We start from the raw sequence: 25,221 nt of genomic DNA, 5'->3' as shown, positions 1-25,221 counted from the left end.
GCCTTTCAGAAAGGAGGCACGCCGGCTGCCGAGGCGGCGTTTTCAATCGGCACGGCAAAACCGATGCCGACAAAGGAGCGCTGCTGGTTGGGGTTGTAGATGGCCGTCACGATGCCGATCACCTCGCCGTCCATGGTGACCAGCGGGCCGCCCGAGTTGCCGGGATTGGCGGCCGCATCGAACTGGATCAGGTTGGTGAGTTGCTGCTTGCCCTCGGGCGAGCGGAAGGTGCGCCCCAGCCCCGAGATGACGCCGCTGGAAGCCGATGGCCCGATGCCGAAGGGATAGCCCACCGCCACCACCTGGTCGCCGGGCGCCAGGTCGGCGGTGGAGCGCAGCGTGGCGGCAATCATGTCGTCGGGAATCTTGTGCGCCTGCAGCACCGCCAGGTCGTTTTCCGGCTGCACGCCGGTGATGCTGGCGGTGGACTCCAGGCCATCGGAAAAGGTGACCTTGATGGTTTCGGCGCCCTGCACCACATGCAGGTTGGTCAGGATAATGCCCTTGTCCACGATGACCACGCCGGTGCCGACGCTGCGGTCCGAATGCTCGTCGCCATCCTTGCTCTTGACGGGCTTGCCCAGCCCCACCACGCGCACGACCGAAGGAATGATGGCGTCGTAGGCCTTGGCCGCCGGCGAAGGGAGGACCGTGGTTTCCAGGGTTTTCAGCACCGCTGCGTTGATGTCCTTCTGGGTCAGCTTGTGGCCGGGCGGGTGCAGCGAGAAAGACAGGCTGATGGCCAGCATCAAGGCCAGCAGTCCGACCATCGACCAGAGCAGGCGGATGTTGTGCGCCGCAACATGGCGCATGAAGCGCGTGGCGCGTGAAGGAGGTTTGGCCGGGCTGGGAGGAGGCGGTGCGCCGTTTCCTGATGTGCTTGAAGCCGGGGCCGTTGGGGACGCGTCCGCAGAATCAGTCAGCGCGTGGCCGGTACGGCTGGAGCTACTGTAAAGGGCAGGCCTTCGCATCCGTTCACCTGTAAGGGTAATGTCAAGAACTGACGGGACAAGGAATGCACCGTATCACGATTTCCGGTTTGCTGCACCCCCTGGAAAATCCGCGAAGGCCGGCTGTAACAACTGCTTTCGGTTTGTTTCAATTCATGCCATGACCCGAAGAGGCTACTCCCGGCAACGGCCTTGGCGCAGGCGCGGTTTGCGGGCCTGGATGCAAGGCGTGGCCGTGTCGTGTTCACTTGTGTTTCAATGTTCCGAAAACGGCTGACGACTTCTCTTTTGTTTATTGCATGACATCCTGGATCGACACGCACTGCCATCTCGACGCCTCCGAGTTTTCCGCCGACCTGGCCGATGTCCGGGCGCGGGCGGCGGCTGGCGGCGTGATGCATTGCGTCCTGCCGGCCGTGGCGGTGGGCAACTTCGAGGCGGTCCGGCTGCTGGCGCACCGGTTCTCGGACAGCTACGCGCTGGGCATTCACCCGCTGTGCGTGCCCGAGGCCCGGGATGCCGATTTGCAGGCGCTGGATGCGGAGCTGGCCCTGCGAAAAGACGACCCGCGACTGGTGGCGGTCGGTGAGATCGGGCTTGATTATTTCGCGCCGGCGCTCAAGCAAAGCCCGATGCGCGAACGCCAGGAATTTTTTTACCGCGAGCAGCTCAAGCTGGCGCGCAAGCACGGCCTGCCGGTGATGCTGCATGTGCGGCGCTCGGCCGACAAGCTGCTCAAGCACCTGCGCGAACTCAAGCCCGAAGGCGGCTGGCTTGGCATCGGCCACGCCTTCAACGGCAGCGAGCAACAGGCAGCGGAATTTATCAAGCTGGGGCTGAAACTCGGTTTTGGCGGCAACGTGACGTTTGAGTCGGCCTTGCAGATCAGGCGCCTGGCCAGCGGGTTGCCGCTGGACGCGCTGGTGATGGAAACCGACTCGCCCGACATTGCGCCGCACTGGATTTACCGCACGGCCCGGCAGCGGGAAGACGGGCAAGGCCAGGGCCGCAACGAGCCGGGCGAACTGCCGCGCATCGCCAGCGTACTGGCGCAACTGCGCGGCATGCCCGATGAATCGCTGGCGCTGGCGACCACGGCCAACGCGCTGCAGGCTTTTCCCAAGCTCAGGGGGCTGGTGCCGTGCTGACCGGCCTGGCGCCGCTGGTGTCCAGCAACACCCGGCTGCTGATCCTGGGCAGCTTTCCGGGTGCGGCGTCCCTGGCGGCGCAGCAGTACTACGGCCATCCGCAAAACCAGTTTTGGCGAATTTTGCAAGCCATTTGGCCATCTTGCGCAATGCCCACGGGCGCTGATAGCTATAAAATTCGTAGCGAATGGCTGTTGGCCAGAGGTTTGGGCGTGTGGGACGTGTATGCGGCCTGCGAGCGCGAAGGCAGCCTGGACAGCAGCATCCGCAAGCCGGTGGTGAATGATTTTGCGCAGCTGCGGCGCTGGTGTCCCGAATTGCAGGCGATTGCGCACAACGGCGGCGAAAGTTTCAAGCATGCACGCCACACCGAATTGCTGGGCCTGCCGGTGTATCGGCTGCCGTCTACCAGCCCGGCGAATGCGTCCTGGTCGTTCGAGCGCAAGCTCGCCGCGTGGCGCGAGGTTTTCGAGAAACATGGATTGGTCTGAATCAATGAGCACATTGCCGCTTCCTTCCACCGCCGAGGGCGTTTTCAAGGCCTGGGCGCTTGAGCGCGCCGCGCAGCGCAGGGGCGGCCTGTCGCCGCGCTCGCTGGCTTCCTACCATTCGCTCTGGGCCGGCTGGACCGAGTATTTGCTGGCGCACGGCCCGCTGGCCTGGAACCAGGCCAAATCGCCCGATGTGCGCGCCTACCTCGAAGCGCTGAGCCCGCGCGGACAGGCGCGCGGCATGCTGCATGTCAGCACCGTGACCCAGCGCCGCTACTACCGGGTGCTGAAAAAAATCTATGCCTTTGCCCAGGCGCAGCAGTGGGTTGAAGACAACCCGGTCGATGCCGGCGCGTCGGTGTCGCCGACCGAGCAGATGGATTCGCTGGTCTTTCACGCCATCGACTGGGATGCGCTGCTGCAGGCCGTGCCGCCGCCGATTGACCCGCCGCCGCCGGACCAGCCGTGGCTCGAAGTGCGCGACCAGGCAATCTTGCGGCTGATGATGCAGTCGGCGCTGACCGTGGCCGAGCTGGCGGGGCTGGACATCGGCGACGTGCGGCATCCCCGGCTGGCCTCCAGCCATGGCGTGGGCGAGTTGTGGCCTGCGGGGGAAACCGAAGCCGGTTTGACCGATGCGGCCGTCATGCTCGACCTCAGCGGCGCCCGCAAGGCGCAGGACCGGCGCATCACGCTGCCCGCCGAAGCCAGCGCCGCCGTGCTGGCCTGGCTGACGGTGCGCGCCACGCTGCCGCTGCCGCAGGACGCCGGCACGCCGCTGTTTGTCTCGCGCAAAAAGGCCGGCCGGCTGACGCCGCGCGCGCTGTTTCACCTGGCCAACCGCCATGTCAGCAGCACCCTGGGGCCGCGCTACCCCGACACCGTGCTGGCCCATGCCGGTCCGATGACGCTGCGCAACTCGTGCATCGTTCGCTGGCTGGATGCCGGCGTGCCCGAGGACGAGATACTGGCGCGCGCCGGGCTGCGCGAGGCACAGGCTTTATTGCGCCTGCGCAAACATGTGCATGCCAGCGACGCGCCTGATTGCGCCGGTCAACAGCCATAAGGCGAAAATAGCGGGCTGTGTGCCACAAGGCCCATCACCAGAATCAGGATCAAGCCCATGGCAAAAAAAGACAACGCGACCCCTCCTTCGAACCTGCCCGAAGTCAACTTTTCGGATTACGGCGATGTGCGCTTCCTGCACCTGGGCACCGAGTGGGTGCAGGGCTCGATGCTGCGCGACGCGCCCTACGACATCGAACTGGAGTATGTGCAGCGCATGATGGCCGGCCTCTTGTTCCTCGACGCCGAAACGGTCGCCAAGAAGCACGCCATGCAGCTCGGGCTCGGGTCGGCCGCGCTGACCAAGTTCTGCTACAAGAAGCTGCGCATGAAAACCACCGCCATCGAGATCAACCCGCAGGTCGTCAGCGCCTGCCGGATCTGGTTCAAGCTGCCGCGCGATGACGCCAGGCTGCATGTCATCGAGGCCGATGCCGCCGATGAAATCAAAAAAACCGCGCACCACGGCACGGTCGATCTGCTGCATGTGGACCTGTACGACCATGAAGCGGCCGCGCCGGTGCTCGACGACGCCGATTTTTATGCCAACTGCCGCGACCTGCTGACCGAGGACGGCATCATGACGGTCAACCTGTTCGGCCGGGATTCGAGCTTCGAGGAGTCGCTGACCAGGATGGCCGAGGCCTTTGGCCCGGAGTCGATCTGGGCCTTCAGGCCGACGCGCGAAGGCAACACGGTGGTCATGGCCCAGTTCGAGCCGACGCGGCCGGAGCGCGCCGAGCTGCTCCAGCGCGCTGGCGTGATCGAATCGCGCTGGGACTTGCCGGCCAAAAAGTGGCTGCGGCTTTTCAAGCCGGTGGTGTAAAGCTTCATTTTTAAAACAGCCTGTCCTTTAAAGTGCCTTCCATGAGCGCCGTCATGCCCCCCAAACCACCCCTGAATTCTCCCGCTCACAGGCGGCATGCCGGCCCGCTGGACTGGCGCAAGCTGGTCGAATGGCTGGGGGAAGACGGCATCATCAGCGCCGTTGACGCGCAACGCACCATTGCCCGCTGTGCGCAGGTGCAAAGCGCCCAGCACCCCATCGTCAGGCTGGCGAGCATCGGCATGACGCGCGTGGCCGACGGCAAGCCGCTGGATGTGGAAACCATCAGCCAGTGGCTGGCCGGCTGCGCGGGCCTGCAGTATTTGCGCATCGACCCGCTCAAGGTCGATGTGGGCAAGGTGGCCGATTCCATGTCGGCCGTGTATGCCGAGCGCCACAAGGTGCTGCCGGTGCAGGTCACGGCGCACGAGCTGGTGATTGCCACGTCCGACCCGTTCGTCACCGACTGGGTGCCCGAGGTCGAGCGCCAGTCCAAGCGCAGCGTGCGCCTGGTGGTGGCCAATCCGCTGGAGATCAGCAAGTTCACGGCCGAGTTTTTCGCGCTCGCCAAATCGGTCAAGGCCGCGCTCAAGTCGAGCGGCGGCTCCAGCACGGCCAGCTTCGAGCAGCTGGTGGAGCTGAACAAGAGCAACCGGCAGCTCGACGCCAACGACCAGGGCGTGGTGCAGGTGGTGGACTGGCTCTGGCAGTACGCCTTTGACCAGCGCGCCAGCGACATCCACCTGGAGCCTAGGCGCGAGCAGGGCGTGATCCGCTTTCGCATCGACGGCATCCTGCATCCGGTGTACCAGCTGCCCATGGGCGTTCACAACGCCATGACGGCGCGCATCAAGCTGCTGGGGCGCATGGACGTGGTGGAAAAGCGCCGGCCGCAGGATGGCCGCATCAAGACGCGCAACCCGCGCGGCGACGAGGTGGAAATGCGCCTGTCCACGCTGCCCACGGCCTTTGGCGAAAAGATGGTGATGCGCATTTTCGACCCCGACACCACCGTCAAGAACCTCGATGCGCTGGGGTTTTCACGGCACGACGCCGAGCGCTGGGAGCAGCTCGTCAAGCGCCCGCACGGCATCGTGCTGGTGACCGGCCCGACCGGCTCGGGCAAGACCACCACGCTGTATTCGACGCTGAAACGACTGGCGACCGAAGAGGTCAACATCAACACGATTGAAGACCCGATTGAGATGATCGAGCCGGCCTTCAACCAGACGCAGGTCCAGCCGATGCTGAACTTCGGCTTTCCCGAAGGCCTGCGCTCCTTGATGCGGCAGGACCCGGACATCATCATGGTGGGCGAAATCCGCGATTTGCAGACCGCCGAAATGGCCGTGCAGGCCGCGCTCACCGGCCACCTGGTGTTCAGCACGCTGCACACCAACGACGCGCCCTCGGCGGTCTCGCGGCTGATGGAGCTGGGCGTGCCGAACTACCTGATCAACGCGACCCTGCTCGGCGTGCTGGCGCAGCGGCTGGTGCGCACCCTGTGCGGCAGCTGCCGCCAGCCGGATGAAAACGCCAGGCGCGAAACGCTGGCCGAGCTGGTCAAGCCCTGGCAGATCACCGGCAGTTACCGGCCTTACAAGCCGGTGGGCTGCGTCGATTGCCGCATGACCGGTTTTCGGGGACGGATGGGGCTGTATGAATTGCTGACGGTGACCGAAGCCTTCAAGGAGAAGGTTTCAAAAGAGCCCAACATGGACGCGCTGCGCCGCCAGGCCATCAGCGAAGGCATGCGTCCGCTGCGGCTGGCCGGAGCCTTGAAAGTAGCTGAAGGCTTGACCACGCTGGAAGAAATCCTGGCCACCACGCCGCCCTTGTCCTGATTGCATTCGTGGCTGAAAAAGCCCGGCCTGTCTCCGGGATTTTCGGGCTTGTGCCGGCTGCCTAGGGGTAACCCCCATGTAGGTGAAAGCCACATTCATTGCCACGGCCTTTGAATGCACAATCCAGCGATTCATTCTTTATAGAGGAGACAAAACCGTGAATATCAAGAGTCAAAAAGACTTTTTTTCCGGGCTCATGTTCATGGGCGTCGGGGTGGCGTTTGCCTGGGGGGCAACGACCTACAACGTGGGCAACGGCGCGCGCATGGGACCGGGCTATTTTCCGCTGTACCTGGGCGTTCTGATGACGATTCTGGGCGCGGGCATTACCCTGACGGCGCTGGTGGTCGAAACCGTGGGTGGCGACAAGATTGGCAAATGGGCCTGGAAGCCGCTGTGCCTGATTATTCTGGCCAACCTGGTGTTTGGTGCGCTGCTGGCTGGCCTGCCGTACTTTGGTCTTCCCGCCATGGGCCTGATCGTGGCCATTTACGCGCTGACGTTCATTGCCAGCATGGCCGAAGCCGGCTGGAAGGTGAAGAACACCTTCATCCTGGCCACGATCCTGGCGGCGGGCAGTTATGTCGCTTTCGTCCTGGCGCTCAAGCTGCAGTTCCCGGTATGGCCCACGTTCATCACCGGCTAAGGAGATAAAAAAATGGAATTGTTCGAACACTTGTCGCTGGGTTTCGGCGTGGCCTTCACGCCGATCAACCTGCTGTACTGCCTGGTCGGCTGTATTCTGGGAACGCTGATCGGCGTGCTGCCCGGCATCGGCCCGGTCGCCACCATCGCCATGCTGCTGCCCGCCACCTACGCGCTGCCTCCGGTGTCGGCCCTGATCATGCTGGCCGGCATTTACTACGGAGCGCAATACGGCGGCTCGACCACCGCTATTTTGGTGAACCTGCCCGGAGAGTCGTCCTCGGTCGTCACCTGCATTGACGGCTACCAGATGGCCAGGAAAGGGCGAGCGGGGCCGGCACTGGCTGCCGCCGGCCTGGGCTCGTTCTTCGCCGGCTGCGTTGGCACGCTGATCCTGGCGGCGTTTGCGCCTCCGCTGACCGAACTGGCCTTCAAGTTCGGCCCGGCCGAATACTTTGCGCTGATGACCCTGGGCCTGATCGGCGCCGTGGTGCTGGCTTCGGGCTCCTTGCTCAAGGCGATTGCGATGATCGTGATGGGCTTGCTGCTCGGCTTGGTCGGTACCGACGTGAACTCGGGCGTGGCGCGCTTCAGCTTTGACATTCCCGAACTGACCGACGGCATCGGCTTCGTGGTAATTGCCATGGGCGTGTTCGGCTACGGCGAGATCATCAGCAACCTGGCCCAGCCCGAGCATGAACGCGAAGTGTTCACCGCCGGCGTGTCGGGCCTGTTCCCCACCAAGCAGGATTTCAAGGACATGACGCCGGCCGTGCTGCGCGGCACTTTCCTGGGCTCTGCGCTGGGCATCCTGCCTGGCGGCGGTGCCTTGCTGGCGGCTTTTGCAGCTTACGCGCTGGAAAAGAAAATGAAGATGAAACCGGGCGAAGTGCGATTCGGCCAGGGCAACATCCGCGGTGTGGCGGCGCCTGAGTCGGCCAACAATGCCGGATCGCAAACCTCGTTCATTCCGCTGCTGACGCTGGGCATTCCGCCCAACGCCGTGATGGCCCTGATGGTGGGCGCCATGACGATTCACAACATCCAGCCCGGCCCGCAGGTCATGACCAGCAACCCCGAACTGTTCTGGGGCCTGATCGCCTCGATGTGGATCGGCAATGCGATGCTGGTGATTTTGAACCTGCCGCTGATCGGCATCTGGATCAAGCTGCTGACCGTGCCTTACCGCTACCTGTTCCCGGCCATCGTGCTGTTCTGCGCCATTGGCGTGTACTCGACCAACAACAACACCTGGGACGTCTGGATGGTGGGCCTGTTCGGCATCATTGGCTACAGCTTCGTCAAGCTGGGCTGTGAACCGGCGCCGCTGCTGCTCGGCTTCATCCTGGGGCCAATGATGGAAGAAAACCTGCGCCGGGCGCTGCTGCTGTCGCGCGGCGACTGGAGCGTGTTCGTGACCCGTCCGCTGTCCGCCGGCCTGCTGGCTGCCGCAGTGCTGATGATCATCATCGTGATGCTGCCTGCGGTGAAGAACAAGCGCGAAGAAGCCTTCGTCGAAGAGTGACGCCCAGGCTTTGACCGGCCTTGCCAAAAACGGCACCTTCGGGTGCCGTTTTTTTATGGGCGATGCAGATGTGCCGCGCCATGCCGCTGGCCAAAGCCAAGTCGTCTGCAATGACGGGGAGCGCCGCGCCAATGTTCGATGACGCCTGCCCGGCTGCCCGTGTCAAACTTGCCGGTATGAACAATGCCGGATTTTGCAGGCAACCCGGCCATGGCGAGCGGGCAGCACCTTGAACACCATTTCTGAATCAAGCAGGCCTCCTGCGCAAGCAGCACAAGCACAAGCAGCTCCTAAAAGCATAGCGGCTGGCCTGCTGCTGGCCAGTTGCGGCGCGATTGCCTTCAGCGGCAAGGCGATCATCGTCAAGCTGGCGTACCGGCATGGCGTGGATGCGGTCACGCTGATCATGTACCGCATGCTGTTTGCGTTGCCGATTTTTGCGCTCATGGCCTGGTGGGCCAGCCGGGGCAAGGCGCCGCTTGCGCGCAAGGACTGGCTGGGCGTGCTCTGGCTCGGCTTTACCGGCTACTACCTGGCCAGTTTCCTGGACTTTGCCGGCCTGGCGCACATCAGCGCCTCGCTGGAGCGGCTGATTTTGTACCTCAACCCGACGCTGGTGCTGCTGCTCGGCCTGGTGCTGTACCAGCGCCGCATTGCCATGCCGCACATCGTCGGCATGGCCATCAGCTACTCGGGCGTGACGCTGGTGTTCGGCCATGAGATCACGCTGCAGGGCCGCCATGCCGCCTGGGGTGCGCTGCTGGTGTTCGGCAGCGCCGTCAGCTATGCGCTGTACCTGGTGTACAGCGGCGAGATGGTCAGGCGTCTGGGCTCGATGCGGCTGGTTGGTCTGGCCACCACGGTGGCCTGCCTGTGCTGCCTGCTGCAGTTCGCGCTGCTGCGCCCGCTGAGCGCCGCTGCCGTCGCGCCGGAGGTGATCTGGCTGTCGGTCCTGAATGCCACGCTATGCACCGCCGTGCCGGTGCTGATGGTGATGATGGCGATTGAACGCATAGGCGCCAGCCTGACCGCGCAGACCGGCATGATCGGCCCGCTGTCCACCATCCTGATGGGCGTGGTGATCCTGGGCGAGCCCTTCACCGCCTGGGTGGCCGCCGGCACGGTGCTGGTGATTGCCGGGATTTTTGTGTTCACGCGCTCGGCCCGCTAGGGCGAGCAAACTTTGCATTTTTGAAGGAATCAACATGGATCTGGGCATTGCCGGTAAATGGGCGCTGGTGTGCGGCGCCAGCAAGGGGCTGGGCTTTGGCTGCGCGCAGGCGCTGGTGCGCGAAGGCGTGCATGTGCTCATCGTGGCGCGCGGCGTTGAAGTGCTGCAGGCCGCTGCTAGTAAACTAATAGCTGACGGCGCCCGTCCAGCAAGCGCAAACGTGCAATTTGTTGCCGCAGACATCACCACCGCTGAAGGCCGGGCCGCCGTTTTTGCCGTGCGCAGGGATTTCGACATCGTGGTGACCAACGCGGGCGGCCCGCCGCCGGGCGACTTTCGCGACTGGGAGCGCGGCGACTGGATCAAGGCCGTCGATGCCAACATGCTCACGCCGATAGAACTGATCAAGGCCACGGTCGATGGCATGGCCGCGCGCGGTTTTGGCCGCATCGTCAACATCACCTCCAGCTCGGTCAAGTCGCCGATTGACATCCTGGGCCTGTCCAACGGCGCGCGCAGCGGCCTGACCGGCTTTGTCGCCGGCGTGGCGCGCACCAAACTTGCGGCGCAAGGCGTCACCATCAACAACCTGCTGCCCGGCAAGTTCGACACCGACCGCATCGCCACCACGGTGCGCGCCAGCGCTGAAAAATCTGGCAAGAGCATCGAGGAGATCCGCCGCGCGCAACAGGCGCAAATCCCCGCCGGCCGCTACGGAACGCCCGAAGAGTTTGGCGCCATCTGCGCTTTCCTGTGCAGCGCGCAGGCCGCCTACATGACCGGCCAGAACGTGCTCGCCGACGGCGGAGCCTATCCGGGGACGTTTTGATGAACGGCGATGCCGCCATGCAGCTGAATTACCTGAGCTTTGACTACAGCGAAGACACCGAGGGCACGGGTGTGTTCGAGGCCGTGGCATCGGTCTGGCCGGAGCGGGTAGCGGCGGTCCACGCCGAAATTGTGGCGGTGCTGGACTGGGCGCATCGGGCTTTTCCCGGCCAGCGCGGCGCGGTGGGCGAGGGCGGCGAGTGGGACTACGACCTGCACGGCCTGCGCGAATACACCGTGCCCGAGCAGATCGGCTACGACGCGGCGACCCAGCGGCTGGCCGTGGTGCAGGCCGCATCGCCCGGAAAACCGCGCCACACCCTGACACTGCTGCTCAGCGGAACGGACGAATTCTGCTGTGCCTTTCGGCAGGCCTTCAAACTGGAATAAGGCGGCTCGACTTCAGCGCCGCGACGACACCACGATGCCGCCCACGATCAGGCCAAACGCCAGCGCGTGGTAGAGATGCGGCAACTCGCCCAGAAAGGCCGCCGACAGCAGCGCGGCAAACAGCGGCGTCAGGTTCGAGAAAAAGCCCGCAATCGCCGGGCCGACGCGCTGCACGCCCATGCCCCAGCAGCGATACGCCATCACCGCCGGGCCGACGGCGATGTACAGCAATGCCGTGGCCAGCGGCCAGCCCCAGCTGATGTGCTGATCGGCCAGCGCCCACTCGCCGCCGGCAAACAGGCCCGACCAGCCCAGGCCAAAGACAATCTGCGCCATCAAAAATGCCGCCCAGTCGCGGCGAAGTTCCGGCGGCTCCTTGGGTTGCGACAGCAGCCAGCTGTAAAACGCCCAGGCCAGCGTGGCCAGCAGGACATACAGATCGCCCGGCACCAGCCGCACCTGCACCAGCAGCTCCCAGCGGCCGCGCGACAGCACCACCAGCACGCCGGCAATCGACAGCAGCGCGCCGGCCACCTGCCGGCGCGACACCGGCCTGCCGAAGAACAAAGCGCCCACCATCAGCATCCAGACCGGAATGCTGGACGCCACCAGCGTCACATTGAGCGGCGTCGAGGTCTGCAGCGCCAGGTATTGCAGCGCGTTGTAGCAGCCGATGCCGAACAGGCCGAGCAGCGAAAAGCGCTTCCAGTGGCTCCACATGGCGCTGTCCGGGCGAAGCACCCGCCAGGCCAGCGGCAAGAGAATGACAAACGCCAGCACCCAGCGCAAAAAGTTCAGCGTCATCGGCGGAATCAGCTCGTGCACGACGCGGCCGACCACCGCATTGCCGGCCCAGAGCAGAGGAGGCAGCGTCAGCAGCAGGGCGGTGGCAGGGGTCAGGCGTTGATTCATGGGCGTCACTGTAACAAGCCGCCCCGGCTTCCCATCGGGGCGGGTCTTTGCACCGGCTGGCCGGCAGCGGCCTGCCCCGATTCATGGCACCATGGCGGCCCGCCTTTTCATTGATCCACACTGACAGCACCCAAGGAAACACCGATGACCGTGATGACCTCCCAAGCCGTGCGCATTGACCAGCACGGCGGCCCCGAAGAACTCAAGCTGGTGGAGGTTCAGGTGGGTGAGCCCGGCCCGGGCCAGATCCGCATCCGCCACAAGGCCATCGGCCTGAACTTCATCGACGTGTACCAGCGCAGCGGCCTGTACCCGATGAGCATGCCGCTGCAGCTCGGCATGGAAGCGTCCGGCATTGTCGAGGCCGTGGGCGAGGGCGTCACGCACCTGCAGCCGGGCGACCGAGCCGCCTACGCCAGCCAGCCGCCGGGCAGTTACTGCGAAGTGCGCGTCATGCCCGCCAAGTGCGTCTGCAGGCTGCCCGATGCGATTTCGTTCGAGACCGGCGCGGCCATGATGCTCAAGGGCCTGACCGCGCAATACCTGCTGCGCCGCGTCCAGCCCCAGGGCGGCTTGCTGCCGGGCGACTTCGTGCTGTTTCACGCAGCGGCCGGCGGCGTCGGCCTGATTGCCTGCCAGTGGGCCAAAGCCCTGGGCCTGCAGCTGATCGGCACGGCCGGCTCTGACGAAAAATGCGCGCTGGCCAAGGCCAATGGCGCGGCTTTCGTCATCAACTACACCACCGAGGATTTCGTCGCGCGCGTTAAGGAAATCACCGGCGGCCAGGGCGTGAAGGTGGTCTATGACTCGGTCGGCAAGGACACCTTCGAGCGCTCGCTCGACTGCCTGCGCCCGTTCGGGCTGATGGCCAGCTTTGGCAACGCCTCCGGCCCGGTGCCCCCTGTGGCGCCCGGCCTCCTGGCGGCCAAGGGATCCCTCTACCTGACGCGCCAGACGCTGTTCAGCCACATCACCACGCGCGAAACCACGCAGGAGATGGCCGACGATTTGTTCGGCATGGTCACCAGCGGAAAGATCGTGATCCGCATCGATCAGCGTTTTGCGCTGGCCGATGTGGCCGAGGCGCACCGCACGCTGGAAGCGCGCAAGACCACGGGCTGCACCATCCTGACGCTGTAGTTGCTTGCCGGCGCCCCCATTTTTTAATCAAATAGCCATTTTGCGCGAGCGCAATAAGCGCAGAGTGCTATTAAAAAAGAAGCGTCTTCAGGTTTTTTCGGCCAGCGCGGGCGAGCGCAGGCGGTTGGGCGCCAGCGCGCCGGCCGAGTCCAGGATCGGGTAGGCAATCGAGCAGATGTGCGAGTTGATGCGCTTGAGTTCGCTGATCAGGTCGATGTGCAGCGAACTGGTTTCCTGGCTTTGCAGCGTGTTGGCCGACAGCCGGCCCAGGTGCGTGCGGGCGTAGGTGTGCTCAAGGTCGCGAAAGCGGGCTTTTTCTTCGAGCAGCTTCTGGGCATCGCGCACATTGCCGTTCAGGAACACGCTCATGCCCAGTCGCAGGTTGTCCCGCAGGCGTTCATGCAGTTCGGTGATTTCGGCCATGCCGGCTTCGGAAAAATGACGGCCGGGCTTGATCTTCTTGTCCTCGATGTCGATCAGCACGCGCTCGATGATGTCGCCAATCTGCTCCATGTTGATGGTGAAGCTGATGATGTCGGTCCAGCGGCGGCTTTCTTCCTCGTCCAGCGACTCGCGGGAAATCTTCGTGAGGTAGTACTTGATCGACGAATAAAGTTCATCGACCGTGTCGTCCATCTTGCATAGGCTTTCGGCCAGCCGCAGGTCGTCTTTCCGGATGACTTCAAGCATGCCGCCCAGCATGGTTTCGACCACGTCCGCCTGGTGCAGCGCTTCGCGCGCCGCGCATGAAATGGCCAGCGAAGGCGTCGCCAGCGCCGACGGGTCCAGATGGTGCTGCCGGCCGCTGGCGTTGTTTTTTTCGGGCTTGGGCAGCAGCTTTTCGACCCAGCGTGCAATCACCTGCGTCCAGCCGATGAACACCAGGCCCACCAGCACATTGAAGGTCAGGTGAAACATCACGACCACCGTGGCCGGCTCGCCCAGATACGGGCGGACATGGCGCAGCCACAGGCTGACGAAGGGCGCGGCCACGACAATCCCCAGCGCCTTGAACAGCAGGTTGCCCAGCGGCACCTGCCGCACCTCGATGGCCGAGCGCGCCGTGGTGATCACGGCCAGCAGGCCGCTGCCCAGATTGGCGCCCAGCACCAGGCCCAGGGCGACATCGCTCGGAATCACGCTGGTGCTGACCAGCGTGGCGGTCAGCAGCACCACCGCCAGGCTGGAATACGACACCACCGACAGAAAGGCGCCCACGGTGATTTCAAGCAGCAGGTCGCTGCCCAGGGACTCCAGCAGGGCTTTCACGGCAGGCGCCTGGGTCAATACCTGGGTGGACGCGCTGACCAGTTTCAGCGCCATCAGCATCAGGCCCAGGCCAATGAGCGTGCGGCCAAAGCGGCCGGCATTGGTTTCCGGCCGGGAGATGAACAGCACCACGCCGACGAAAATGCACAGCGGCGACAGCCAGGACAAGTCAAACGAAAACACCACCGCCATCAGGCTGGTGCCGATGTCCGCGCCCAGCATGACGGCCAGCGCCAGCGGCAGCGCCACCAGACCCTGGCCGACGAAGGAGGAAACGATCAGCGACGTGGCGGTGCTGGACTGCACCAGCGCGGTGACGCCAACGCCCGAGAGGGCTGCGGTGAAACGGTTGCTGATGCTGCGCGCAAGAACGTAGCGCAGGTTGGCGCCAAAAACCCGCAGGATGCCGGTGCGAACCAGGTGGGTTCCCCAGACCAGCAGCGCAATGGCCGCCAATAGATTTAACAAATGCTTCATGGATTGTTCAGTTCACTATACGCGTGCGCATTCGTTTTGCCGAGCGGCTGAAACCTTGAAGCCGGGGGCCGGCAAACCTAGCCAGGTGCCGTTTGCCTTGGGGGCCGACGGCTATCGGCTGCGCCGTACCCGCAGCACTTCATCCAGGATCAGGCAGATGGCGCCGATGGTGATGGCGCTGTCGGCAATGTTGAAAGCCGGAAAGTGCCAGTTGCCGTAGTGGAAGTCCAGAAAATCCACCACGTAGCCGTGCAGCGTGCGGTCAATGACGTTGCCGATGGCACCGCCCAGGATGCAGGCCATGGCCAGCGAAAACAGCTTTTGCCCCGGATGCGACTTCAGCATCCAGATGATGAACACGGCCGCCAGCGCGCCGATGCCGGTAAAAAACCAGCGCTGCCAGCCCGATTCCGACGCCAGGAATGAAAAAGCCGCGCCGGTGTTGTGGACCCGGACCACGTTGAAAAAGCTGGTGATGTAAGTCGCGTCGCCCAGCCGGTAGTAGCCCAGGATCAGCACTTTGGTGAACTGGTCGGCCATCAGCAGAAGCAAGGCCAGCCCGAGCCAGGGCAGCATGGCCGTGCTGGTGCTGGAGGAGGTTTTTTTGAAGCTTGTTTTTGCGCCCGGCTTGGTGGCGGTCCGGGTGGCCATTATGCGAACTTCCTGTCTTCGCCCAGGCCAAACAGGTTGCTGGTGCAGCGGCCGCAAATCGTCGGATGGTCCGGGTCAATGCCCACGTCGTCGCGGTAATGCCAGCAACGCTCGCATTTAATGGCTGAACTGGTGCTTACGCTTGCCTGTATTGCACTACCAGCTACTAAATCAATAGCAGATGTGATGAATACAAACTTCAGGTCATCGCCCAGGCTGGCGAGCAGCGCATGGTCGTCGGCATTGACCTGCAGCGCCACATTGGCCTGCAGGGACGAGCCGACCTTGCCGTCGGCGCGCAAGGCCTCGATGTCCTTGTTGACCGCGTCGCGCACCTCGCGGATGCGCGACCACTTGGCCAGCAGCGCTTCATCGGGCGCTGGAAGTTCGGCGTAGGTTTCGATGAAGATCGATTCCGATGCGCCGAAAATCTTCCACGCCTCTTCAGCGGTAAAGCTCAGGAACGGCGCCATCCAGCGCAGCATCGCATGCGTGATGGCGTGCAGCGCGGTTTGCGCGCTGCGCCGGGCCAGCGACTTGGGTCCGGTCGTGTAGAGCCGGTCCTTCAAGATGTCGAGGTAGAACGAACCCAGGTCTTCGCTGCAGTAAATCTGCAGTTTGGAGACCACCGGGTGGAATTCATAGACCTCGTAATGCGCCAGGATGTCGGCCTGCAGCTGCGCCGCGCGGCTCAGGGCGTAGCGGTCGATCTCCAGCATTTCGCCGAACGGCACGGCATCCAGCGCCGGGTCGAAATCGCTGACGTTGGCCATCAAGAAGCGTAGCGTGTTGCGGATGCGGCGGTAGGCATCGACCACGCGCGCCAGGATCTTGTCGTCAATCGCCAAATCGCCCGAATAATCGGTCGAGGCGCACCACAGGCGGATGATCTCGGCGCCCAGCTTGCCGCTGACGGCCTGCGGCGCCACGACGTTGCCTTCGCTCTTGCTCATCTTGCGGCCCTTGCCATCGACCGTGAAGCCGTGCGTCAGCAGGCCCTTGTACGGCGCGTGGTCGTACATGGCGCAGGCGGTAAGCAGCGACGAATGGAACCAGCCGCGATGCTGGTCGTGGCCTTCGAGGTACAAATCCGCCGGCCAGGCCGATTGTTCCGCATGGCTGTGGCGCAGCACATGGTCGTGCGTCGTTCCCGAGTCGAACCACACGTCGAGAATGTCGTTGACCTTGGTGTAATGCTCGGCGTCAAGGGCGCCCAGAATGTCGGCGGCGCTGACCTTGCTCCAGGCTTCCACGCCGCTTTGCTCGACCATGCTCGCCGCCTGGTCCATGATTTCCATGGTGCGCGGGTGCAGCTCGCCGGTGGCGGTGTGGATGAAGAAGGGCAGCGGCACGCCCCAGTTGCGCTGGCGGCTGATGCACCAGTCGGGCCGCCCGGCAATCATGCTTTGCAGGCGCAGCTTGCCGTTTTCGGGATAGAAGCGGGTTTCGTCGATGGCGGCCAGGGCCAGCTGGCGCAGGGTTTTCTCGGCCTTGTCGCTGGCGAACACGCCTTGCGTGCCGGCGGTTTCGGCGTCCATGCGGATGAACCACTGGGCGGCGGCGCGGTAGATCACCGGCGTCTTGTGGCGCCAGCAGTGCGGGTAGCTGTGCGTGATGGTCTCGGTGGCGAACAGCCGGCCGTGCTCCGCCAGCTTCTCGATGACCAGCGGCGCGGCTTTCCAGATGTTCAGTCCGCCGAACAGCGGCAGCTCATCGACATAGCGGCCGTTGCCCTGCACCGGGTTCAGGATGTCGTCGGTGGCAATGCCGTTGGCGACGCAGGAGTTGAAATCCTCTACGCCGTAGGCGGGCGAGGAATGCACGATGCCGGTGCCGTCGTCGGCGGTGGCGTAGTCGGCCAGGAACACCGGGCTCAGGCGCCGGTAGCCCGCATCGACGTCATGAAACGGATGCATGAAATTGAGCGGCGCCAGGTTCTTGCCCTGCGTCGTTGCCAGCACGGTGCCGCTGAGCTGAAAGCGCTCCAGGCATTTCTCGACCAGCACGGCGGCCAGCAGCAGGATGCCGCGCTCGGTATCGACCAGCGCGTAGTCCAGCTCGGGGTTCAGGTTCAGCGCCTGGTTGGCCGGGATGGTCCAGGCGGTGGTGGTCCAGATGATGGCGAAGGCGTCCTTGGCCAGTGTTTCCAAGCCAAACGCGGCGGCAAGCTTTTCAGGTTCGGCGCATTTGAAGCCGACATCGAGCGTCTGCGATTTCTTGTCGGCGTATTCGATCTCGAACTCGGCCAGCGACGAGCCGCAATCGAAACACCAGTACACGGGCTTGAGGCCGCGATACACAAAACCGCGTTCCATGATGCGCTTGAGCGCGCGGATTTCCTGCGCTTCATTGCCGAAATCCATCGTTCGGTACGGGTTGTCCCATTCGCCGAGCACGCCCAGGCGCTTGAAGTCGGCCATCTGGCCGGCGATCTGCTCGGTGGCGAAGGCGCGGCTTTTGGCCTGGACCTCGTCGCGCGGCAGGCTGCGGCCGTATAACTTTTCAATCGCGTTTTCAATCGGCAGGCCGTGGCAGTCCCAGCCGGGAACGTAAATCGCGTCCAGCCCCTTGAGCTGGCGCGCCTTGACGATCATGTCTTTCAAAATCTTGTTGACGGCGTGGCCGATGTGGATCTGGCCGTTGGCATACGGCGGGCCGTCGTGCAGCACGAACTTTTCCGCACCGCAGCGCGCGGCGCGCAGCTTTTTGTAAATGCCTTTGTCTTCCCATTCCTGGGTCCAGCCGGCCTCGCGCTTGGGCAGGTCGCCGCGCATGGGAAACGGCGTGTCGGGCAGGTTCAGGGTGCTGCGGTAATCGGGTTTTGTGTCGGACATGGGGTACTTTGATGGCGCTTTGGGGGAGGCGGCCCGAAGGGCGAAGCCGCTGGACTGGGGCGTAAATGGAAGCCGTTCGCACGGGGAGGGGGCGAAGGCAGAGGCGACGAGATCGTCTAAATTCGGTCGCGCGTGGTCTGGCGGCTGGTTTCCGTGTGCATCGACGCTGAAAACGACTGGGTGAAAAATGCCCGGGCGTCACCGCAGTCTTTGGCAATGCCTGTTTTCAGGCTTTCCAGACCGTCGTATTTCAGTTCGTCGTGCAGTTTGTGTAGCAGTTCCACGCGGATGATTTTACCGTATGCCTCTTGCGCGCCCAGGCTGGCGGGCCAGTCCAGGCAATGCGTTTCCAGCAGCACGCGGCCGCCGTTGACATCGTCGGGATCAATCGAAGGGCGGATGCCCAGATTGGCGACGCCCTGCACGGGCTGCCCGGCCAGGCCATGCACCAGCACCGCAAAAATGCCGCTGGCCGCCGGTTTCCAGTGCGAAAACCGCAGGTTGAGCGTGCGAAAACCCAACTCGCGCCCCAGCTTGCGCCCATGCACCACATGGCCCGAGATGCTGTAGTGCCGGCCCAGCAGCGCCGCCACACGGGCCATGTCGCCGTGAGACAGCGCTTCGCGCACGGCCGAACTGGAGACGCGGCTGTTGCTGACTTCGTAGCTGTTCATGCGCGCCACGTCAAACCCCAGCCGCACGCCGGCAGCGTCCAGCATGGCGTAGTCGCCAGCGCGCCGGGCGCCAAAACGGAAGTCGTCGCCCACCAGCACGTAGCGCGCGCCCAGCCCCTTCAGCAGCACTTCCTGGATGAAGGCGTCGGGCGACTGCGATGCCAGGTGCGCGTTGAACGGCAGGATCACGCACTGGTCAATGCCGCAGTGGTCAAGCTCGCCGAGCTTGTCGCGCAGGGTGGCAATGCGTGCGGGCGCCAGTTCGGGCTTGCGGGCGAGGGCGGCGAAATAGTCGCGCGGGTGTGGCTCGAAAGTCACGGCGCAGCTCGGAACGCCCCGGTGCCGGGCTTCGCTTTTCAGCAGCGCCAGCATGGCCTGATGGCCCCGGTGGACGCCGTCGAAATTGCCAATGGTCAGGGCGCACTCGGGCGCCAGCTGAGGGTGTTGGTAACCACGGAAAATTTTCATGCGACTGATTATCGTTTTATAGCGCCACGGCCCGGTCGGCCGGAGTTGAAAGGCAGGAAACAGCAGAGAAAGCAGTTTTCACACCGATTTCACGATTTCACTGTATATTGATCCATTGACAGTTCGATAGTGTGTTTCCATCTTGATGGAGGTTCGTTTTGAAGGTCTTGAAACTCTCAGCCCAAGGATTGCCCCAAGCCTGGATCAGCCTTGAATTGGCCGTGTTGCATTACGCGGCCGATGAAGTGCGCTGGGAGATGGGCGCGCGCATCGCCACCTTCCATGGCGGGCACAACGCCATCACGGGCGAGCAGTCGATCATCCATGTCAACAGCATCATCGGCACCAAAGGCGTGCCCAGCATCAATCCGTTCGACCTCGTGCCGGGGCTGACCAACAGCAAGCTGTTCATCCGCGACCGCAATGTGTGCGCCTACTGCGCCGACCATGTGAGCGAGGAAGAGCTGACGCGCGAACACATCATCCCGCTGGGGCAGCGCGGCGTTGACAGCTGGATGAACGTGGTCACCGCCTGCCGCGCCTGCAACCACCGCAAAAGCAACCGCACGCCCGAGCAGGCCAACATGCCGCTGCTCTACACGCCCTATGTTCCCAGCCTCTGGGAAGACTTCATCTTGCGCAACCGCCGCATCCTGGCCGACCAGATGGAGTTTTTGATGGCCCACGTTCCCAAGTCGTCGCGCCTGCTCAGTTGACGCGCCGCCGTGATCAGCCGGGGCGGTTTTTGCGCCTGGCCTGTGTTCCAATAAGGGTTTACCCTTACTCATTGTTACCATGATCGTTCGTGATCGGCCTTCCGGCATCCGGCTGTTTTTTGTGGTGCGCGGCTCGATCCTGAAGCGGATCCGGCTCACCCTGCTGGTCAATACGCTCAGCGCGATTCTGGTCACCCTCTTGCATGGAAATTTTTTCGCCCTGAAAATCACGCTGACGACGATTCCGTTCACCCTGATCGGCCTGCCACTGGCGATTTTTCTCGGCTTTCGCAATTCGACGGCCTATGACCGCTACTGGGAAGGGCGCAAGCTGTGGGGCGAACTGGTGCTGCGCTGCCGCTCGCTGTCCAGGCAATGCCAGAGCTTCATCCAGCCTCCCGCAGAGTTCAACGGACAGGCGACCGATATAGAGGCGGCGCGCCGTCGCATGATTTACCGCGCCATCGGCTTTGTGCATGCCTTGCGCCTGCAACTGCGCGACCGCAGCGACTGCGGCGAACTCAATCGCTGGGCGCCTGAGGCCGAGTGGCCCCGTTTGCAAACGGCTTCCAGCAAGCACGATGCGCTGATGCTGGAACTGGGCAAGGAACTGGGGCAATGCCAGCGCAAGGGCTGGATCGAACCCTGCCTGGCGGCCAGCATCGACACCACGCTGTCGGCCATGACGGCCGCCGCCGCCGCGTGCGAGCGCATCAAGGGCACGCCAATTCCCTTTTCCTACACGCTGCTGCTGCACCGCACGGCCTACCTGTACTGCTTTTTGCTGCCCTTCGGCCTGGTCGATACGATTGGCTTCATGACGCCGTTCGTGGTCGCCATCGTCGCCTACACCTTCTTTGGCCTGGATGCGCTGGGCGATGAAATCGAGGAGCCCTTCGGCCTGGAGGCCAACGATTTGCCGCTCGACACGCTGTGCCGGGCGATTGAAGTCAATTTGCTCGACTCGCTGGGCGAGCCGGTGCTGCATCCCAGCCTGGCGCCGGTCAACCACTGCCTGACCTGAGCCGTCAGGCGAACACGCCCGCCGTGTCCTGCATGCGGCTGGAGACCTCGCCCAAGTGGTGCAGCGTGTCGCCAAAAGTCATCTCCAGCTGCGTGAGCTTCTTGAAATAGTGGCTCACGATGTACTCATCGGTCACGCCGATGCCGCCATGCAGCTGCACCGCCTGCTGGCCGACAAAACGCATGGAAACGCCCAGCTGGTACTTGGCCCGGGCCAGCGCCCGGCGGCGTTCTTCAGCCGGCGCATTGAGCTTGAGCGAGGCGTAGTAGCTCATCGAGCGCGCCAGTTCCAGCTGCATCTTCATGTCGGCGATGCGGTGGCGCAGCGCCTGAAAGCTGCTGATGGCGACGCCGAACTGCTTGCGCGTGTTCATGTACTCGACCGTGACCGCCAGCGCCCGGTCCATCACGCCGACGGCTTCGGCGCAGGTGGCGGCGATGCCGATGTCGATGGCATGCTCCAGCGCCGTCAAGCCGTCCAGCGTGATCAGCACGGCGGGCGCGTTGTCCAGCGTGACTTCGGCAGCGCGCGCGCCGTCTTGCGTGCCGTAGCCGTGCGTCGTGACGCCGGTCGCCGAGCGCTCCACCAGAAACAGCGCCATCTGGCCGTCGGCCATCGCGGGAACGATGAATGCATTGGCCTGGTCGCCGGCAGGCACTATGCTTTTGATAGCTGTCAGCGCCCATCCATCTTGCGCAGAAGCCGCTTTTGCTTCACATTTTTCAAGCTGGTAGCGCGCGGCGCGTTCCTGGTAGGCCAGCACGATAAGGCTTTCGCCCGACGCGATTTTTGGCAGCCAGGCGGCTTTGACGGCTTGCGGTGCATGGCCAGAGAGCACGCCGCTGGCGATCAGGGTCTGGACGAACGGCTCCAGCACCATGCCGCGCCCGAGTTCTTCCATCACCACCATGCCCTCGACCGGCCCCATGCCCAGCCCGCCGTCCTCCTCGGAAATACAGAGGCCGGTCAGGCCCAGGCTGGCCAGCTCGCCATAGGCTTCGCGTGAGAATCCGCCGGCTTTCACAATGCTGGCGCGCCGCGCGAAGTCGTAGCCTTTCTCAACCCACTTGCGGGTCGCATCGCGCAGCGATTCCTGGTCGTCGGTGAAATCAAAATCCATGATGTCTGTCCTTTCAATCTTGGTTCTTCAGCCGAGCACAAACTGCGAGACGATGTTGCGCTGTACCTCGTTGGAGCCGCCGTAAATCGTCGTCTTGCGCAAGTTGAAATAGGTCGAAGCCAGTGGCGCATTGGCCACCACGCCGCCGGGAAAGTCGCCCTGCCAGCCGGCTTCCATGGCTTCCTCGATGAAGGGCAGGCTGAACGGACCGGCGGCCAGCATCATGAGTTCGCTGTAGCGCTGCTGGATTTCGCTGCCCTTGATTTTGAGCAGGCCGGCGATGTCGAGCGAGTTCTTGCCCGATTTTTCGGCCGACAGCACGCGCAGCACCAGCATTTCAAGCGCCACCACATCGACTTCGAGCTTGGCGATTTCGTCTCGGAAACGCAGGTCGTCGTAAACCCCTTCGGTCTTGGCGATGCGCTTGAGGCGCTCCAACTCGCGCTTGGAGCGGTTCACGTCGGCGATGTTGGTGCGCTCGTGGCTGAGCAGATGCTTGGCGTAGGTCCAGCCCTTGTTTTCCTCGCCGATCAGGTTGCCCACCGGCACCTCGACGTTGTCGAACCAGACCTCGTTGACCTCGCATTCGCCGTCGAGCAGTTTGATCGGGCGCACCGTCACGCCGGGCGACTTCATGTCGATCAGCAAAAAGGAAATGCCGGTCTGCGGCTTGCCTTCGTTGCTGGTGCGCACCAGGCAGAAAATCCATTCGCCGTACTGGCCCAGCGTGGTCCAGGTCTTCTGGCCGTTGACAATGTATTTGTCGCCGACACGTTCAGCCTTGCACTTGACCGAGGCCAGGTCCGAACCCGCGCCGGGCTCGCTGTAGCCCTGGCTCCACCAGACATCGCCGCTGGCGATGCCGGGCAAAAAGCGCTGCTGCTGCCCGGGCGTGCCAAAGGCCATGATGACGGGCGCGACCATCACCGGGCCGAACGGCACCACGCGCGGCGCGCCGGCCAGCGCGCATTCTTCCTCGAACAGGTGTTTTTGCACCGCGTTCCAGCCCGGGCCGCCGAACTCCTTGGGCCAGCCGTGGCCGAGCCAGCCTTTTTTGCCAAGAATCCTGGCCCAGCGCTGCATGTCGTCACGCGACAGCCGCAAGGCGTTGTGGACCTTGTGCGAGATATCGGCCGGCAAATTGGCCTGGACCCAGGCGCGAATGGTTTCGCGGAAGGCCTGCTCTTCGGGGGTGAACGCTAAATCCATGGTGTGTGTCTCCAGTGGCTTGATTTTTAGCACGGGCGAGCACGCCGCCCTGTCAGGCCTGTGACAGCCCCAACTCTTTATACAGGTGCGCCACCTGGCGTTCAAGCGCGTCAATGCGTTGCTGCAATCGTTCGGCCTGGCCCAGGGAAACCGGCTCGGTTTCAGGGTTGATGGCGGCATCGCCCGAGCCAGCCTGCTGGTAGGGCATCAGCAGCGACTCGCCGCACAGCAGGTGCGCCCAGCGCTGCTCGCGCATGCCGGCGGTGCGGGCCAGTTGCACCACCATCAGCGCGCCGCTGTCGTCGCCGCGCGCCTTGAGTTCGGCCAGCGCGTCCTCGACGCTGGCAATGTCGGCGAATTTGTACCAGCGCTCGCTGTTGAGCCGCAACTCGCCCGGCGTCTGCGGGCCGCGCAGCATCAGCAGGCCGAGCAGCACCGCCTGCGGTTCGCTCACGCCAAAGCCGCGCTGGAAATTGTGCTCGAAGCGCGGAACGCGGCTCGAACTGGCCTCGAACACCAGGCTTTGCTTCTTCAGCGTGTCGATGGCGGCCTGCGCCTGCGCTTCGGTCAGGTCCATCACCGGATCGCGGCTGGTTTTCTGGTTGCAGCCGAGCACCAGGGTATTGAGCGAGAGCGGATAGCTGTCGGGAACGGTGCGGGCTTTTTCCATCAGGGTGGCCAGTACGCGGGCTTCGTGGGGAGTAAGTTGTCTCATGGGGATAATCTTAGAACAATGAAAAACATCGTCATTTTGATTTCAGGCAGCGGCTCCAACATGGCCGCCATTGCCCGCACCGCACAAAAAGAGCACTGGCCGGACAAACTCGGCGTCCGCGTTGCCGCCGTCATCAGCAACAAGCCCGATGCCGGGGGGCTGGCGCTGGCCAGGGACTTCGGCATTGCCACCGACGTGCTGTCGCACCGCGATTTCGCGTCGCGCGAGACATTTGACGCCGCGCTGCTGGCGCGCATTGAAGCGCATGCGCCGCAGCTGGTGGTGCTGGCCGGCTTCATGCGCATCCTGACGCCCGGTTTTGTCGAGCACTACGCGGGCCGGCTGATCAACATCCATCCTTCGCTGTTGCCGGCCTTCACCGGCCTGCACACGCACCAGCGCGCCATCGACATGGGCTGCAAGGTGGCGGGCACCACGGTGCACCAGGTGACGGCCGAACTGGACCACGGCGAAATTTTGGCCCAGGCCGTGGTGCCGGTGCTGCCCTTTGATACCGCCGACACGCTGGCCGCGCGCATCCTGACGCAGGAGCACCTGATTTATCCGCAGGCCGTGCGCGCTTTCTTTGCGTTAAAAAAGTTATCGGAAGCATAAAATGCTGAATTTTTATAAATTTAAAGATAATGAAGCTGGATAAAACCGATTTACGGATTCTTGACGAGCTTCAGCGTAACGGTGCGCTGTCCAATGTGGAGCTGGCCCGGCGCGTGCACCTGAGTTCCTCGCCTTGCCTGGCGCGGGTCAAGGCGCTGGAGGCCGCCGGGGTCATCGACCGCTATGTGGCGATTGCCAGCGCGGCGGCGCTGGGGCTGGGGCTGACGGTGTTCATCTCGATCAGCCTGCGCTCGCAGAACAAGGATTCGCTGGGGGAATTCGAGCGGCGCATCATCGAGCACGACGAGGTGATGGAGTGCTATTTGATGACCGGCGACAGCGACTACCTGATCCGCGTGGCGGTAGCCGACATCGGCGCGCTCGAAAAGTTCATCCTGGAACAGCTCACGCCGATTCCGGGCATCGACAAGATCCGCTCCAGCTTTGCGCTCAAGCAGGTGCGCTACAAGACCGCCTTGCCCTTGCCGCCGGCCTAGCCAGGAGTTCGGCTATC

The 25,221-nt window shown here is 63.6% G+C and carries 24 protein-coding genes; 15 read left to right on the top strand and 9 right to left on the bottom strand.

Annotated features, from left to right (window positions below; genetic code table 11):
- Positions 1–5: 5 nt before the first annotated feature.
- Positions 6–971 (bottom strand): S1C family serine protease, encoded by a 966-nt coding sequence (locus PNAP_RS16185; protein WP_011802613.1) that lies wholly within the window; start codon positions 969–971, stop codon positions 6–8.
- Between the two features lie 278 nt (positions 972–1,249).
- On the opposite strand from PNAP_RS16185, the gene PNAP_RS16180 reads away from it, so the two are divergent.
- The 10 genes from PNAP_RS16180 (at position 1,250) to PNAP_RS16135 (ending at position 10,883) form a co-directional block, all read left to right on the top strand.
- Positions 1,250–2,098, top strand: coding sequence for a TatD family hydrolase (locus PNAP_RS16180; protein ID WP_011802612.1), 849 nt, complete (start codon positions 1,250–1,252; stop codon positions 2,096–2,098).
- Positions 2,092–2,589: a DNA-deoxyinosine glycosylase gene (locus tag PNAP_RS16175; protein ID WP_011802611.1), complete on the top strand. Its 498-nt coding sequence runs from the start codon at positions 2,092–2,094 to the stop codon at positions 2,587–2,589. Before PNAP_RS16180 ends, PNAP_RS16175 begins: the two co-directional genes overlap by 7 nt.
- Before the next feature lie 4 nt (positions 2,590–2,593).
- Entirely contained in the window at positions 2,594–3,655 is a 1,062-nt protein-coding gene (locus PNAP_RS16170) for a tyrosine-type recombinase/integrase (RefSeq protein ID WP_041376756.1), read from the top strand.
- 57 nt (positions 3,656–3,712) lie between these two features.
- Positions 3,713–4,480, top strand: coding sequence for a spermine/spermidine synthase domain-containing protein (locus tag PNAP_RS16165; RefSeq protein ID WP_011802609.1), 768 nt, complete (start codon positions 3,713–3,715; stop codon positions 4,478–4,480).
- 41 nt (positions 4,481–4,521) lie between these two features.
- Positions 4,522–6,324: a GspE/PulE family protein gene (locus PNAP_RS16160; RefSeq protein WP_011802608.1), complete on the top strand. Its 1,803-nt coding sequence runs from the start codon at positions 4,522–4,524 to the stop codon at positions 6,322–6,324.
- A gap of 157 nt (positions 6,325–6,481) precedes the next feature.
- A complete protein-coding gene (locus PNAP_RS16155; protein WP_011802607.1) occupies positions 6,482–6,970 on the top strand; it encodes a tripartite tricarboxylate transporter TctB family protein in 489 nt (162 codons plus the stop codon).
- 12 nt (positions 6,971–6,982) lie between these two features.
- Positions 6,983–8,494 carry a tripartite tricarboxylate transporter permease gene (locus PNAP_RS16150; RefSeq protein WP_011802606.1) on the top strand — a complete coding sequence of 504 codons (1,512 nt, stop codon included), beginning with the start codon at positions 6,983–6,985 and terminating at the stop codon, positions 8,492–8,494.
- A 238-nt stretch (positions 8,495–8,732) separates the two neighbouring features.
- On the top strand, positions 8,733–9,665 hold the full coding sequence (locus PNAP_RS16145) for a DMT family transporter (RefSeq protein ID WP_232290824.1): 933 nt from the start codon (positions 8,733–8,735) through the stop codon (positions 9,663–9,665).
- A gap of 34 nt (positions 9,666–9,699) precedes the next feature.
- A complete protein-coding gene (locus PNAP_RS16140; protein ID WP_011802604.1) occupies positions 9,700–10,494 on the top strand; it encodes an SDR family oxidoreductase in 795 nt (264 codons plus the stop codon).
- Positions 10,494–10,883 carry a hypothetical protein gene (locus PNAP_RS16135; protein WP_011802603.1) on the top strand — a complete coding sequence of 130 codons (390 nt, stop codon included), beginning with the start codon at positions 10,494–10,496 and terminating at the stop codon, positions 10,881–10,883. The genes PNAP_RS16140 and PNAP_RS16135 overlap by 1 nt, the downstream gene beginning before the upstream one ends.
- A gap of 12 nt (positions 10,884–10,895) precedes the next feature.
- On the opposite strand, the gene PNAP_RS16130 is transcribed toward PNAP_RS16135, so the two are convergent.
- Positions 10,896–11,795 carry a DMT family transporter gene (locus PNAP_RS16130; protein ID WP_011802602.1) on the bottom strand — a complete coding sequence of 300 codons (900 nt, stop codon included), beginning with the start codon at positions 11,793–11,795 and terminating at the stop codon, positions 10,896–10,898.
- Positions 11,796–11,948: 153 nt separating this feature from the next.
- Here PNAP_RS16130 and PNAP_RS16125 point away from each other — a divergent pair, with 153 nt between their 5' ends.
- Positions 11,949–12,935: a quinone oxidoreductase family protein gene (locus PNAP_RS16125; RefSeq protein ID WP_041377363.1), complete on the top strand. Its 987-nt coding sequence runs from the start codon at positions 11,949–11,951 to the stop codon at positions 12,933–12,935.
- Between the two features lie 87 nt (positions 12,936–13,022).
- Here PNAP_RS16125 and PNAP_RS16120 read toward each other — a convergent pair whose 3' ends face one another.
- The 4 genes from PNAP_RS16120 to PNAP_RS16105 all read right to left on the bottom strand — a co-directional run bounded on the left by PNAP_RS16120 (position 13,023) and on the right by PNAP_RS16105 (position 19,308).
- On the bottom strand, positions 13,023–14,681 hold the full coding sequence (locus tag PNAP_RS16120; RefSeq protein ID WP_011802600.1) for a Na/Pi cotransporter family protein: 1,659 nt from the start codon (positions 14,679–14,681) through the stop codon (positions 13,023–13,025).
- Between the two features lie 111 nt (positions 14,682–14,792).
- Complete coding sequence (gene lspA, locus PNAP_RS16115) at positions 14,793–15,257, bottom strand: signal peptidase II (RefSeq protein WP_049763774.1); 465 nt, start codon at positions 15,255–15,257, stop codon at positions 14,793–14,795.
- A 74-nt stretch (positions 15,258–15,331) separates the two neighbouring features.
- Positions 15,332–18,166 carry an isoleucine--tRNA ligase gene (ileS, locus tag PNAP_RS16110; protein WP_011802598.1) on the bottom strand — a complete coding sequence of 945 codons (2,835 nt, stop codon included), beginning with the start codon at positions 18,164–18,166 and terminating at the stop codon, positions 15,332–15,334.
- Positions 18,167–18,282: 116 nt separating this feature from the next.
- The gene (locus tag PNAP_RS16105; RefSeq protein WP_011802597.1) at positions 18,283–19,308 is read right to left on the bottom strand and encodes a bifunctional riboflavin kinase/FAD synthetase; all 1,026 of its coding nucleotides are present in this window, start codon (positions 19,306–19,308) and stop codon (positions 18,283–18,285) included.
- 158 nt (positions 19,309–19,466) lie between these two features.
- Between PNAP_RS16105 and PNAP_RS16100 the strand changes: the two genes are divergently transcribed.
- Positions 19,467–20,024: an HNH endonuclease gene (locus tag PNAP_RS16100; protein ID WP_011802596.1), complete on the top strand. Its 558-nt coding sequence runs from the start codon at positions 19,467–19,469 to the stop codon at positions 20,022–20,024.
- 79 nt (positions 20,025–20,103) lie between these two features.
- Positions 20,104–21,048 carry a bestrophin family protein gene (locus PNAP_RS16095; protein WP_011802595.1) on the top strand — a complete coding sequence of 315 codons (945 nt, stop codon included), beginning with the start codon at positions 20,104–20,106 and terminating at the stop codon, positions 21,046–21,048.
- Between the two features lie 4 nt (positions 21,049–21,052).
- Here the strand turns inward: PNAP_RS16095 and PNAP_RS16090 are convergent, their stop codons facing one another.
- From PNAP_RS16090 to PNAP_RS16080, 3 genes are read right to left on the bottom strand one after another with little or no spacing between them, the layout of a single operon-like run.
- Positions 21,053–22,168 (bottom strand): acyl-CoA dehydrogenase family protein, encoded by a 1,116-nt coding sequence (locus tag PNAP_RS16090; protein WP_011802594.1) that lies wholly within the window; start codon positions 22,166–22,168, stop codon positions 21,053–21,055.
- Positions 22,169–22,195: 27 nt separating this feature from the next.
- A complete protein-coding gene (locus PNAP_RS16085) occupies positions 22,196–23,377 on the bottom strand; it encodes an acyl-CoA dehydrogenase family protein (protein ID WP_011802593.1) in 1,182 nt (393 codons plus the stop codon).
- A 52-nt stretch (positions 23,378–23,429) separates the two neighbouring features.
- Positions 23,430–24,092: a YceH family protein gene (locus tag PNAP_RS16080; protein WP_011802592.1), complete on the bottom strand. Its 663-nt coding sequence runs from the start codon at positions 24,090–24,092 to the stop codon at positions 23,430–23,432.
- 18 nt (positions 24,093–24,110) lie between these two features.
- Between PNAP_RS16080 and purN the strand changes: the two genes are divergently transcribed.
- Positions 24,111–24,707 (top strand): phosphoribosylglycinamide formyltransferase, encoded by a 597-nt coding sequence (purN, locus tag PNAP_RS16075; protein ID WP_011802591.1) that lies wholly within the window; start codon positions 24,111–24,113, stop codon positions 24,705–24,707.
- A gap of 29 nt (positions 24,708–24,736) precedes the next feature.
- Positions 24,737–25,204, top strand: a complete 468-nt coding sequence (locus PNAP_RS16070; RefSeq protein ID WP_011802590.1) for an Lrp/AsnC family transcriptional regulator — start codon at positions 24,737–24,739, stop codon at positions 25,202–25,204.
- Positions 25,205–25,221 lie beyond the last annotated feature (17 nt).

It is taken from the genome of Polaromonas naphthalenivorans CJ2, assembly GCF_000015505.1.
Taxonomy (GTDB): domain Bacteria; phylum Pseudomonadota; class Gammaproteobacteria; order Burkholderiales; family Burkholderiaceae_C; genus Polaromonas; species Polaromonas naphthalenivorans.
Note: the sequence above shows the minus strand (reverse complement) of the source record. Positions and strands in the feature narration are given on the sequence as shown.